This is a genomic window from Pseudomonas nitroreducens, from assembly GCF_010994165.1.
Lineage (GTDB): Bacteria > Pseudomonadota > Gammaproteobacteria > Pseudomonadales > Pseudomonadaceae > Pseudomonas > Pseudomonas nitroreducens.
This window is the reverse complement of record NZ_WMBX01000001.1, coordinates 1,333,433-1,345,473: the sequence shown is the minus strand read 5'-3', so window position 1 is coordinate 1,345,473 and position 12,041 is coordinate 1,333,433. Positions and strand designations below refer to the sequence as shown.

11 protein-coding genes are annotated in these 12,041 nt (G+C 63.9%); 9 read left to right on the top strand and 2 right to left on the bottom strand.

Annotated features, from left to right (window positions below):
* The first annotated feature begins 81 nt into the window (after positions 1-81).
* The 9 genes from GJV37_RS06405 to GJV37_RS06365 all read left to right on the top strand — a co-directional run bounded on the left by GJV37_RS06405 (position 82) and on the right by GJV37_RS06365 (position 9,958).
* Complete coding sequence (locus tag GJV37_RS06405) at positions 82-816, top strand: helix-turn-helix domain-containing protein (protein ID WP_138526483.1); 735 nt, start codon at positions 82-84, stop codon at positions 814-816.
* A gap of 95 nt (positions 817-911) precedes the next feature.
* Positions 912-2,261 carry a hypothetical protein gene (locus GJV37_RS06400; RefSeq protein WP_138526484.1) on the top strand — a complete coding sequence of 450 codons (1,350 nt, stop codon included), beginning with the start codon at positions 912-914 and terminating at the stop codon, positions 2,259-2,261.
* A 4-nt stretch (positions 2,262-2,265) separates the two neighbouring features.
* Complete coding sequence (locus GJV37_RS06395) at positions 2,266-3,657, top strand: acyl-CoA reductase (protein ID WP_138526485.1); 1,392 nt, start codon at positions 2,266-2,268, stop codon at positions 3,655-3,657.
* 124 nt (positions 3,658-3,781) lie between these two features.
* Entirely contained in the window at positions 3,782-4,759 is a 978-nt protein-coding gene (locus GJV37_RS06390; RefSeq protein ID WP_138526486.1) for an NAD(P)H-dependent flavin oxidoreductase, read from the top strand.
* The gene (locus GJV37_RS06385; RefSeq protein ID WP_138526487.1) at positions 4,752-5,249 is read left to right on the top strand and encodes a PaaI family thioesterase; all 498 of its coding nucleotides are present in this window, start codon (positions 4,752-4,754) and stop codon (positions 5,247-5,249) included. The genes GJV37_RS06390 and GJV37_RS06385 overlap by 8 nt, the downstream gene beginning before the upstream one ends.
* Complete coding sequence (locus GJV37_RS06380; protein WP_138526488.1) at positions 5,242-6,240, top strand: NAD(P)H-dependent flavin oxidoreductase; 999 nt, start codon at positions 5,242-5,244, stop codon at positions 6,238-6,240. Before GJV37_RS06385 ends, GJV37_RS06380 begins: the two co-directional genes overlap by 8 nt.
* Before the next feature lie 7 nt (positions 6,241-6,247).
* A complete protein-coding gene (locus GJV37_RS06375; RefSeq protein WP_138526489.1) occupies positions 6,248-7,384 on the top strand; it encodes a CaiB/BaiF CoA transferase family protein in 1,137 nt (378 codons plus the stop codon).
* A gap of 102 nt (positions 7,385-7,486) precedes the next feature.
* Positions 7,487-8,740 (top strand): acetyl-CoA hydrolase/transferase family protein, encoded by a 1,254-nt coding sequence (locus GJV37_RS06370; protein WP_138526490.1) that lies wholly within the window; start codon positions 7,487-7,489, stop codon positions 8,738-8,740.
* Between the two features lie 21 nt (positions 8,741-8,761).
* Positions 8,762-9,958 carry an acetyl-CoA C-acetyltransferase gene (locus GJV37_RS06365; RefSeq protein ID WP_138526491.1) on the top strand — a complete coding sequence of 399 codons (1,197 nt, stop codon included), beginning with the start codon at positions 8,762-8,764 and terminating at the stop codon, positions 9,956-9,958.
* 97 nt (positions 9,959-10,055) lie between these two features.
* Here GJV37_RS06365 and GJV37_RS06360 read toward each other — a convergent pair whose 3' ends face one another.
* Both GJV37_RS06360 and GJV37_RS06355 read right to left on the bottom strand, forming a co-directional pair.
* A complete protein-coding gene (locus tag GJV37_RS06360; RefSeq protein WP_138526492.1) occupies positions 10,056-11,024 on the bottom strand; it encodes an SDR family NAD(P)-dependent oxidoreductase in 969 nt (322 codons plus the stop codon).
* A gap of 176 nt (positions 11,025-11,200) precedes the next feature.
* The gene (locus tag GJV37_RS06355) at positions 11,201-11,995 is read right to left on the bottom strand and encodes an enoyl-CoA hydratase/isomerase family protein (protein WP_138526493.1); all 795 of its coding nucleotides are present in this window, start codon (positions 11,993-11,995) and stop codon (positions 11,201-11,203) included.
* Positions 11,996-12,041 lie beyond the last annotated feature (46 nt).

The window sequence follows — 12,041 nt, the reverse complement described above, 5'->3', positions numbered from 1 at the left end:
TTTGCCGGGACGAATTGATATTGATCTGCAGCGCTCCATTTTATAACGTATAGATTATATAAATAAGGAGCGAAATTGCTCATGACCCCGGATATCCGCATACAACTGCGCGAACGACGCCGCGCGCTTAAACTCTCACAACGCGAACTTGCCCAACGCTGCAACCTGCATCAGCCGCAGATCGCCCGTTTGGAAAACGGCGGCGAAGTCCAGCTGTCGACACTCGAGTCGGCCGCTTCCGCCCTCGGCCTGAAACTCGGCCTAGTCCCCTCCGCGGAAGCCCTGGAATCGCCGAGCGAGCCCGAAGCACACGACCTGTTGGCCAGCACCGAGCACTCCTGGCAGCGAGAGTGGCCAAGCAGCCGACCGAACGTTTTCATCCTCGCCGCCAGGATCTTGCGCGCCGCCCAGTTCATTCGCCAGGGTCTCGATGAAGTTGCCCAACGCCACGACCTGCACGGCGGCGAGCTGGTGGTGCTGGGCGCATTGCGCAGAAAGGGCGCGCCTTACGAGAGCACCCCAAAACAATTGCGCGACGAGTTCTGGATCACGTTGCCCGGCATGACCAAGCGCCTGGAGCGCCTCGAGTCTCTGGGATTAGTCGAGCGCCGCGCTGCCTCGCCGGGGCGCGGCAGCATCATCCGCCTGAGCGCAACCGGGCACGCCCTGCTGGACGAACACGTGGCGGGGGACATGTCGCTGGAATACCAGGTCATCAACGCCCAGCCGGAAGCGATGCGCTCCTTGCTTTCCCATGCACTGGGCGACCTGCTGGAACAAATGGAGCAGCGCCGCTCCTGGGAGGCAACGAAATAGCCTTGACGTTCTGAACGGCGTTCAATAAATTCAGGTAACTGGTTAACCAACAACAACAAGACTCGGCTTCGGCCGAATCACCAGGAGACTGAAAGATGAACGCGTTGCAAACCCTGTCCGCTCTGATCGACAGCGACGATCCACACGGCTCGGCACCGGACAATCTGGCCGAACTGCACCTGGAAGTCCTGCGTCAGCGTTTCGCCGAAAAGCGCCAGCAGATTCGCGTGCTCGACAAGCGCGCAGTCGACACAGGTACCGACACCCTCAGCCACCTGGCCGACGCCATCCCCCTGCTCTTCGCCGACCAAACCTACAAGAGCTACCCGGAAAGCTTCATCGAGAAGGGCCGCTGGGATCACATGAATCTCTGGCTGCAAACCCTCTCCGCCCAACCGGTGAAGGTTCCCACTGACGGAGTGGAGAACGTCGACCAGTGGATGCTGCGCCTGCGCGAGCACGGCCACATGGTCTTCAGTTCCAGCGGCACGTCCGGCAAGTGCACCTTTATGAACCACACCCGCGACGACATGCCTTTGAGCCACAGTGCCGGGGTGAATAGCATCCGAGCCGGCAATCCCATGCTGCGCGGCGCCCGGCGCAAGCAGTTCGTGCTGTTCCCGCGATATGGCAGTCACCGCATGATCGACATGGTCAGCATGCTGACCCAAGTGATCGGCGAGCCCGGCAACGTCCACTACCTCTCCGACGAGCCCGTGCTCGCCGCTGACTCTATGTACATGGGCAGCATGCGCCGAGCCATAGCTGACGGCACCGCTAAGCCCAGCGACATCGAGCAGTTCCAGCGCCAGGGACTGGAGCGCCAACAGAAGATGCAGCAGGCCATGGCCGACCTCGCTGGCAAGGTCTACGCCGCCCGTCACGAACCCATCTACATACAGTGCCTGTGGTCCACCCTCTACGGCCTGGTACAGGCGCTGCGCGACCAGGGCGTTAAGCCCGGACAGTTCCACCCCGACACCCTCATCACTCTCGGCGGCGGCCTCAAGGGTGTGAGCCTGCCCGAGGATCACCGCGAGCAGATCCGCAGCTTCTTTGGCATCGCCGATGAGAACTTCGTCGACACCTACGGTATGACCGAGATGTCAGGTACCTGTCCTTGGAACTACGAAGTTAAGGGTTTCATGCTGCCGCCGTGGGTGGTTCCCCTGATCCTCGACAAGAGCGGCGAAAAGCTGCTCAACCCCGCTGATGGCAAAGGCGTGGTGGAGGGCCGCTTCGCCTTCTTCGATCCCCTGATCGACGGACGCTGGGGCGGCCTGATCACCGGCGACAAGGTGGTGGTCGACTTTTCCCCCGGCCACGGTCTCAAGGTGCCGGTGGTGAAGTCAGTCGCCCGTTACGCCGACCTGCCCGAGGGGGACGACAAGCTGTCCTGCGCCGGGACCATGAACTCCTATGTGCGCGGCATGATCGAGGTATAACACCATGACCCAGACCCTTCTCGTACCCCATATGATCCAGGGCCGGCTTTTAGACGCGGCCGCCGTCGAGCATGCATCGCGTGATCGCGGCCAGAGCTTCAGCACACCGACACTGGATCTCGACCAACTGATCTGGCCACGCGGCAGCGAACCGCCGGCGGCCAACCTGCCCATCGACCAGATAATTGATTTCCTGGTGGCGGTCGGCGAGCGCCTCGACCTCGACAACAACCCCTATCTGCGCCAAGCCTTGGATGACATGGCGCAGGTCAGCGAGCTTGGTCCGCGCGTCCTAGAGAACTGCTATCGCGACCTGCGCCACATGTTCCAGCGCTCGGTGCTGGAAGCGGAGCTCCAGTGCAACCTGGGCAGCAAGGAGGTAGTCGACGGCTGGCAGGCGCTGGACCTGCATGGCCAGAAAAACCGACGCCGCGCTTACCCACCACGCCTTGTCCACGTGCTGGCTGGCAACTCGCCCATGGTCGCCGCCATGACGGTCATCCGCGGCGCCCTGACCAAGGGCGTGCATCTGCTGAAGATGCCCTCGAACGACCTCTACACCGCCACCGCCATCCTTCGCACCATGGCCGAACTGGACCCGGAACACCCTGTCACCCGTTCCTTCTCCGCAGTGTACTGGCGTGGCGGCGACGCAGCCGTCGAGTCAATTCTCTACCGTGCGCAGTACTTCGACAAACTGGTGGTCTGGGGCGGCGAATCGGCGGTCCGCCACGCCCAGCGCTACATCGGCCCGGGCTTCGACCTGGTGTCCTTCGACCCCAAGGTGTCCATGTCCATGGTCGGTCGCGAGGCATTCTCCGACGAGGCCACTCTGCGCGAAGTGGCGGCGCGTGCAGCGGCCGATGTGCTGTCATTCAACCAGGACGCCTGCAACGCCTCGCGCTACCAGTTCGTCGAGGGCGACAGCGAATCGGTGGACCTGTACTGCCAGTTCCTAGCCCAAGCGTTGCAGAACGACGTGCGCTACGGCAACGGCCAGGGAGCGCCGACGCCGAAGGACATCCGTGAAGAGGTCGAGTCACTGGAGTTGCTCGAACCCGTCTACCGGGTGTTCGGCAGCTATGACGGCAAAGGGCTGGTGGTGCGCTCGGAGGAACCCGTGGACTTCCACCCCAACGGCAAGACCGTCAATGTCGTGCCGGTGGCCAGTCTTCTCGACGCTTGCCGTTTCGCCACCGTGGCCACCCAAACGGTCGGAATTTGGCCGGCGCAACGGCGCGCGGAAGTGCGCAACTCTCTAGCCAGCGCCGGCGTGCAGCGCATCGTCACCCTGGGCGCGGTCAACGGCATTGGCGGCTTCGGCGGCATGCCACATGACGCGTCCTACCCCATTCACCGGTTCATGCGCTGGGTCTCCGACGAAGGCGAAGACTGACAGTCATATTGATATTTGAACATCGTTCATTTATATAACCTCTCAGTCCATCGAGAGGTTACCCCCTGTCCGCTTTCCGGCCATTACGGACAAGTGCCTCGAGCCTTCGACTCAGGAGCCCTGAATGTTGCAGAACCGTATCACCCGCCTCTTCGGAATCCGTCACCCGATCGTCCAGGGCGGCATGCGCTGGGTCGCCCGCGCCCCACTGGTCGCAGCTGTTGGAAACGCTGGCGGTATCGGCTTTCTCTCGGCGCACACCCAGCCCAGCGCCGACGACCTGCGACGCGAGATCGACCATGTTCGCGCGCTCAGCGACCAACCATTCGGCGTCAACCTGACGGTGTTACCTAATGCCAGCGGCTTCGACTATGACGGCTACGTCAAGGCGATCTGCGAAAGCGGAGTCCGCTTCGTCGAAACTGCCGGCAGCAATCCTGCGAAGTACATTGGCCTGTTCAAGGAAGCCGGTGTCTCGGTGATCCACAAATGCGTGGCCGTGCGCCATGCGCTCAAGGCGCAGAGCCTAGGCGCCGATGCTGTCAGCATCGATGGCTTCGAATGCGCCGGCCATCCCGGCGAAGAAGACATACCCGGTCTGATCCTGATTCCAGCGGCCGCGGCCAAGCTGGACATCCCGATCCTCGCGTCCGGCGGGTTCGCGGACGGTCGCGGCCTAATCGCCGCCCTCGCGTTGGGCGCCGAAGGAGTGAACATGGGCACCCGCTTCATGCTGACCCAAGAATCGCCCGCACATCCGGCGATCAAGCAGCACCTACTCGCCGCCAGCGAGCGCGACACGCTTTTGGTCGGCCGCAGCTTGGGCGACTCCTCGCGCGTGCTGCGCAACAAAGTTAGCAGTGCCGCCGTTGACCTAGAGAAGACCACCGGCGCCAGCCATGAGCAGTTGCAGAACCTGACCGGCGCCGCCCAATGGATGAAGGCGTTCGAGACTGGCGAACTGGAAGGCGGCGCCTTCCCGGTGGGCATGGTGGTGGGCCTGATCAATGACGTGCCCAGCTGCGCCGAACTGATCGACGGCATCATGCGCCAGGCCCGAGAGATTCTCACTTCCCGCCTGCCGAGCCTGATCGATGGCTGAGATCGCGCCGACTCTGGAGCAACTGCGGGCCGTGGTGGCGGCTAACCCGTTCAACAGTTGGCTGCAACTGAGCGTGGAGCGCTTGAGCGAGCAGGAGATCGTGTTGCGCGTACCCGGGCGCGCGGAGTTCATCGGTACGCAGGCACTGAATCGCGTGCATGGCGGCGTGATCAGCAGCCTGATCGACGCCGGCTGCGGTTATGCGGTACTCGCCGCCACGGGCCATGGCGTCAGTACCATCAACCTACATACCGACTTCCACCGAGCCGCCAGCCTGGGTGAGCTTCGCGTTACCGGTCACCTACTGCACCAGGGTGGCCGAATCTGCAGCGCAGAGGCGTTCATACACGACGCCGAAGGCACCCTGCTGGCCAGCGGACGAGGCACATTCTACAAAGCGCGGCATCCCCACCCGGTTCTTTCCAGCGGCACCCCGGACGCCCGCCAAGGAGAACTGATCGAAGAAGAGCTGGAAATCCCCCATGCGTGAAGCACTGTTCAAGACCAGGATCACCGAGCTGCTCGGCATCCGCCACCCCATACTCTGCGGCGGTATGGGCCCCCGCGTATCCGACGCCGACTACGTCGCGGCCGTCGTAAACGCCGGAGGCATGGGCTTCATCGTCGCCGCCGGCTTCCCCGATCCGGACGAGTTCCGCGAACAACTGCGCCGCTGCCGTCAACTCACCGCGGGCAAGGGCTTCGGCGTTAATCTGTACATTTCTCGACAGGCCGGCGGCGCCGAGCGGCTGCAACGGCAGCTGGAAATCCTTACCGAAGAGGGTGTGCATTGCGTCGAAACAGCGGGAGCCAGTCCGGATTCAGTTATTCCGGTCCTGCGCGACGCTGGCATAAAGGTCCTGCACAAGGTTCCGGCAGTACGTTATGCGCGCTCGGCCGCGCGCCTGGGCGTGGATGCGGTCATTGTGGTTGGCAACGACTGCGGTGGGCACCCCGGCATCTATGGCATCAGCAGCATGGTGCAGGCAGCCCTGGCACCCAGCGAGATTACCTTGCCGATAGTCATCGGCGGCGGCATCGGCACCGGTCGGCAACTGGCGGCGACCATGGCAATGGGTGCGGACGCTGTCCTGATGGGCTCTCGTATGCTGGTGTGCGAGGAGCTGTCGATTCATAGGGACTACAAGGAACAAGTGGTGCAGGGTGACGGTACCGAAAGCGTGGTGGTCAAGACCGGGCTGCGCGACCATCACCGCGTGCTGAACAACGACAGTGCCAAGGCTGTCGCCGCCTTGGATGCTTCCGGTGCGAGCGAATTCGAACAGTACAAGCCGCATGTGATCGGCGCGCTGGCAACCCAGGCCTACCAGACCGGTGACAGCTCGCTGGGAATGCTCGATTACGGACCGGCGGTGGCCTTCGCGGACGCCATCAAACCGGTCGAGGCGATCTTCGACGAAATGCTCGACGACGCCCAGCGCGCCCTGCAGCGCCTCAGCCAGCTGCGAAGCTGCGTCTAGGCTCCCCATGAAACTCTCGGGCCTGCAGGTTGTGGATTTTTCCCAGTTCATGCCGGGCCCGACGCTGACCTCGGTGCTAGCGGACCATGGCGCCCGGGTGATCAAGGTGGAGCCGCCAGCTGGCGATCCTACCCGCCACGACCCGGAGAGCCCCGAGGATTTCTACGCGGCCTGCAACCGCGGCAAGCAGAGCCTGTGCTTGGACCTGAAGCGCCCCGAAGGCCTGCAGGTGGCCTTGAGCCTGGCGGCCCGCGCTGATGTGCTAGTCGAATCGTTCCGCCCGGGCGTGGCTGAGCGCCTCGGCCTAGGCTACGAAGCACTAAGGGCCCTGAATCCCCGTCTGGTCTACTGCTCACTGAGCGCCTTCGGCCAGACCGGCCCCTTACGCGAACTAGCGGGGCACGACAGCGTCGTCCAGGCACTGGGAGGCACCCTGCCCAGGGAGCGCGATGGCACCCCGGTAACCGGCGGCGCGCCGGTCTCGGCGTTGCTAGGGTCACTAACCGGACTGGCTGCCGTGCTGATGGCGCTGCTGCGCGTGCGGGACAGCGGCATCGGTGACTACCTCGACATCGCCATGCACGACTGCCTGCTCAACGCTCGCCCCTACGCCATTCGCCACGCACTCACATCCAATGGCGCCTCTCATCGTGATGAACTGGCCATGCTGTCCGCCTATCGCTGCGCCGACGGCGAGTGGCTATGCCTGGGAGGCCGCGAGCCACGCTTCTGCCAGCAACTACTGACACCACTGGGACGAGCAGATCTCATTCCCGCCGCACAAGGGCCTGGCGGTCAGGCTCAACAGGAACTGCGCGACTTCCTCGCCAGCACCTTCGCCAGCGATACCCGGCAGCATTGGCTGGCTTGGCTGGAGGCGCGGCAGGTCAGCGCGGCCCCCGTGCTCGACCTGCCACATGCACTGCGCCACCCGCAGAGCGAAGCCCGGCAGATGCTGACCGAGGACGCTCAGGGCGCCCTGCATTACGCGGGGGCGCTGAAATTCCGCAACGAGCCGGCCAGGCCCGACCTGCGCTCCGCTCGGCTGGGCGAACACAACGATGTTCTCCTCGCCGAACTGGGCTTCGACGAACATGCCCGCGCTGCCTTGTACCGAAGCGGCGCGGTCGTCGGCACGAACTAAAGCGCCAACACATCGCCCAACCGAGACTTTCTCGCCAAGGCTACTTGGCAGCGCCAGGCCACAACTATAATATGAACGCCGTTCACAATTAAGAACGAAATCATGGCCAAGCTCTTGTCGCAAGAAACGCTGGACCTGACCTCGCTGATCCGCCCCGGCGATACCGTGCTCTGGGGCCAGGCCAATGCGGAACCCCTGCCGCTAACCAAAGCCCTAATGGAGCAGCGTCACGATCTGGGGCGCATACGCGTCCTGCTCGGCATCCCCAACAGCGATAGCTGTCGGCCCGAGCATGCGGACAAAATCGACTTCCTTTCCTACTGTGGAAGCGGCGCCAACCGGCAACTGGCCAAGGCCGGAGCGCTGGACATATTGCCCTGCCACTACTCCGAATTCCCGCAAATGATCCGCAGCGGCTTGCTGCGCGTAGACGTGCTGCTGCTCCAGCTCGCCCCGGCGGACGAACAGGGTCGCTACAGCCTGGGTCTGGCCCACGAATACCTGCTACCCGCCCTGGAGACGGCCCGCGTGGTCATCGCCGAGGTGAATCAGGCCTGCCCCTGGACCTATGGCGAACGTTACCTATACGAGGACGACCTTGACGCGATCCTGCATAGCGACCGCGCGCCCCTGGAAAGCCCACTGCTCCAGCCCGGTCCGATGGAGCGCTCGATCGCCGAGCGCGTCGCCGGCCTGATCGAGGACGGCTCGACCCTGCAGCTCGGCATAGGTGCGATTCCCGAAGCCGTGGTCCAGGCACTTGAAGGCCACCGCGAGCTCGGCATCCATTCCGGAACTATCGGCGACGGCGTCGCCGATCTCATTCGCCAGGGTGTCATCACCAATTCGCGCAAAACGCTGGACACAGGCCTGACCGTCGCCGGCGTGCTGATGGGCAGCCGTGCGCTGCATCGCTTCGCACACCGCAACCCGCAGATCCACATGCGCTCGACCGACTACACGCACAACCCGGAGATTCTCGCCGGGCAGGACCGCCTGGTGGCGATCAACTCGGCTATCGAGGTGGACCTTAGCGGTCAGATCAATGCGGAGACCGCCGCCGGCAACTACGTAGGCGCCCTGGGCGGTGCGGTCGACTTCCTGCGCGGCGCGCGGCGCTCCCATGGCGGCCTGCCGATCATCGCCCTGCCCTCGACCGCCGGGCCCAACAGCCGGATCGTCGCCCGCCTGAGCGGGCCGGTCAGCACCCCCCGCTGCGACGCGGGCCTGATTGTCAGCGAATACGGCATCGCCGATCTTCGCGGTCTGAGCCTGCGCCAGCGGGTCCGCCGCATGATCGACATCGCCCACCCCCAGTTCCGCGAACAGCTGGAACGTGACGCCGCCAGCCTCTGAGCCGGCCAGTTGGAGATCACCATGAGACGAGCAGCAATTGTCGCCCCACTGCGCACCCCAGTGGGTACCTTCGGCGGCAGCCTGCGCCCCCTGGCCGTGGAGGCACTGGGAGCGCACGTGGTCAACGCGATCCTGCAGAAAACCGGCCTGGACCCTTTACGGATCGACGACATCGTATTCGCCCAGTCCTACGCCAACAGTGAGACCCCCTGTGTCGGCCGCTGGATCGGCCTGCAAGCCGGCCTCCCGGTGTCGGTACCGGGCATGCAGCTGGATCGGCGCTGCGGTGGCGGCCTGCAGGCAGTAGTCAGCGCAGCGATGATGGTGCAGACCGGCGCCGCAGACGTGGTTATCGCCGGCGGCGTCGAGAGCATGAGCAACATCGAGTACTACAGCACCGACATGCGCTGGGGCTCACGCTCGGGCAGCGTCAAGCTGCACGATCGCCTCGAGCGTGGCCGCGAGCGTTCGCAACCCGAGGAACGCTTCGGGCACATCTCTGGCATGATCGAGACGGCGGAGAACCTGGCGCGCGACTATGGGATCTCCCGCGAGGACGCAGACGCCTATGCGCTGCGCAGCCATCAACGCGCCGCCTCGGCTTGGGCCGAGGGACGCTTCGATGCCGAAGTCGTGCCGATCAGCGTCCCTCAGCGCAAGGGCGATCCCCTGCTGTTCAGCCGCGACGAAGGCATTCGCGCTGACGCGAGCCTGGACAGCCTCAGCAAGCTGCGTCCGCTGATGCGTGATGGCACGGTCACGGCGGGCAACTCCAGCCAGCAGAATGATGCGGCGGCTGCATGCCTGATCGTCGCCGAGGACAAGCTCGCCGAACTGGGTCTGGAACCCATGGGTTACCTAGTCGGTTGGGCCGCCGCTGGCTGCGAGCCTTCGCGCATGGGTATCGGCCCCGTTCCCGCAGTGCGCAAGCTGCTGGCCAGGACCGGCCTGAGCCTCGAACAGATGGACCTTATGGAAATCAACGAGGCCTTTGCCTGCCAAGTGCTCGCCGTGCTCAAGGGACTCGAATGGGATGCCGCCGAGCGCCTCAACGTCAACGGTTCCGGCATTTCCCTCGGCCATCCGATCGGCGCCACCGGCGTGCGCATGCTGACCACGCTGCTGCATGAGCTCCAGCGTCGCCAGGGCCGCTATGGCCTGGAAACCATGTGCATCGGAGGCGGCCAGGGCCTGGCTGCGATCTTCGAACGTTTTTGAGCGTATCCCGGCCTCCGGCTCCAGGGCCGGTACGCCGGGATTTTTTTATCCCCGGGCGACACCGGCGCGCCAAGTAGCGCCGGTGGTGGCGTCCTGGCTACCGGCCGCCTTCGCGCTTGCGCTTGGCGGCCGCCAGTGCCTCGGCGAACTCCGGATTGATCGAGGCGATGCCCGCCGACAACCGGGCGCCAGACTGATCGGAGTTCGACGGCACGGCATAGCCAGCCTCCTCGAGGATACGCGGCAGGTCCTCGTACAGTTTTTCCGGGGACATGTTGTCCAGCGTGTAGACAGTGCCGGGCGTCTCTCCGACGAACACCCGGGAGACGAACCCGCCGCCACAATGGAACATCTCGCCATTGACCGGGCATGCGGTATGGGCGAGCAGCGTGACCAGGTGACTGACCATGATCGGCGGCGCAAAGCGCTCCATGATCGAAGGGATGCCCTGTGCGCTGGACTGTTCGGTGAACGCCACTGGCCCCACTAGGTTGACCATGATGTCCTGCCGCTCCCCCTCGGCGGCAAGTACTTTGGTGAGGCCGATCAACGCACTCTTCGCCACACTGTAGGCTTGGTCACGACGACGTCCGAACATGCCAGCCCCGGAGCCGGTTATCACGATGCGCCCCTGGCCCTGGAGCTGCATGTACGGCCAGACAGCCTGGGCAACGTTCCAGCCGCCGGTCACGTTGACCCGCATGATGCGCTCCAGGTCGTTCACACGTGCCGATTCGAAGGGCCCCAGATCGGCGTAGGTGCTCGCGTTGTGTATCAGCGCATCGACCCCGTCCCATTGTTCGACGGCCTCAGCCACCATCCGCTTAACCTGTTCGCTATCGCCGATATCACAGCAGACGGCGATCGCCTGTCCACCAGCAGCGCAAATCTCAGCGGCTACTGCCTCGGCAGGACCGGGATTGCCACCCTGCTCACCACGCCCGTCGCCACCGAAATCGTTGACCACGACACGGGCGCCACGTTGCGCCAGGAATAACGCGTGTTGCCGACCGATTCCACGCCCGGCGCCAGTTATCAGAACGACTTTCCCCATGAAACTCATCATTCCAGACTCTCCTCTGCAGACGGCCGCGAGGCGACCCGGCACGTTCGGCCGGGACCACCATGGACAAAAAAAAGAGCCTGCCGAAGCAGGCTCACGAGGACGCCACAAGGGGCTGTTAGGCCCGTGAGGCTGTAACCAGCGACTGCAGGCGTAGCCTGCAGTCTGGCAAGCGTCATTCAGCGACCCTTGAACACTGGCTTGCGCTTTTCCCGGAAGGCGTTGACCGCCTCCTGATGATCTTCGGTCTGGTTCGACAGCGCTTCATAGGCCAACGAGGCATCGATCACCGAGGTGACCACCTGCTTCAGCGCGATGTTGATGGAGGCCTTGGTCCACTGAATGGCGTTGGCGGCACCGTTGGCCAGCCGACTTGCCACTTCCTGCACACGACCGTCCAGCTCTTCGGGGGCCACCGCGTAGTTGATCAGGCCGATGCGCTCGGCCTGATCTGCCGTCAGCAGGTCACCGGTGAGCAGGTATTCCTTGGCCCTGGCGAAACCAACCAGTTGTGGCCAGATCGCCGCCCCGCCGTCACCAGCGACGAAGCCAACGGCAACATGGGGATCACCGATCTTCGCCGGAAGCGCCGCATAGGAAATGTCACTGAACAGGGCCAGCGTAGCCCCCAGGCCGATGGCGTGGCCGTTGATCTTGGCGATGATCGGCTTCTGGCAATCGAGCATCGAGAACACGATCTGCTTGCCGCGCCGCATGCTGTCAACGAAGCGTTGCGGCTCGTCGATGACCCTCTGCATTTCCTCGATGTCGCCGCCAGCGCTGAATGCGCGACCGGCGCCGGTGAAGATGATCACCCGGGTCTGCGGGTCATGGCCGGCCTCGATGAAGACACGGGCCAGTTCCTTGTCCATATCGTCGTCGATAGCATTGAGTGTCTCGGGACGATTGAGGGTGATGGTGAGAACGCCATTGTCGCGTTCGAGTTTGAGCGCCTGGTAGCTGGAGAAATCCATTGAATGCCTCGTTCCACGGCTGATGAGGTTATGGCTGTCGTCGCCG

Coding starts and splice junctions, on each gene's coding strand:
- GJV37_RS06355 (WP_138526493.1), bottom strand. CDS start 11,995: ATGGATTTCTCCAGCTACCAGGCGCTCAAACTCGAACGCGACAATGGC.
- GJV37_RS06390 (WP_138526486.1), top strand. CDS start 3,782: ATGTTGCAGAACCGTATCACCCGCCTCTTCGGAATCCGTCACCCGATC.
- GJV37_RS06405 (WP_138526483.1), top strand. CDS start 82: ATGACCCCGGATATCCGCATACAACTGCGCGAACGACGCCGCGCGCTT.
- GJV37_RS06375 (WP_138526489.1), top strand. CDS start 6,248: ATGAAACTCTCGGGCCTGCAGGTTGTGGATTTTTCCCAGTTCATGCCG.
- GJV37_RS06385 (WP_138526487.1), top strand. CDS start 4,752: ATGGCTGAGATCGCGCCGACTCTGGAGCAACTGCGGGCCGTGGTGGCG.
- GJV37_RS06380 (WP_138526488.1), top strand. CDS start 5,242: ATGCGTGAAGCACTGTTCAAGACCAGGATCACCGAGCTGCTCGGCATC.
- GJV37_RS06360 (WP_138526492.1), bottom strand. CDS start 11,024: ATGATGAGTTTCATGGGGAAAGTCGTTCTGATAACTGGCGCCGGGCGT.
- GJV37_RS06370 (WP_138526490.1), top strand. CDS start 7,487: ATGGCCAAGCTCTTGTCGCAAGAAACGCTGGACCTGACCTCGCTGATC.
- GJV37_RS06365 (WP_138526491.1), top strand. CDS start 8,762: ATGAGACGAGCAGCAATTGTCGCCCCACTGCGCACCCCAGTGGGTACC.
- GJV37_RS06395 (WP_138526485.1), top strand. CDS start 2,266: ATGACCCAGACCCTTCTCGTACCCCATATGATCCAGGGCCGGCTTTTA.
- GJV37_RS06400 (WP_138526484.1), top strand. CDS start 912: ATGAACGCGTTGCAAACCCTGTCCGCTCTGATCGACAGCGACGATCCA.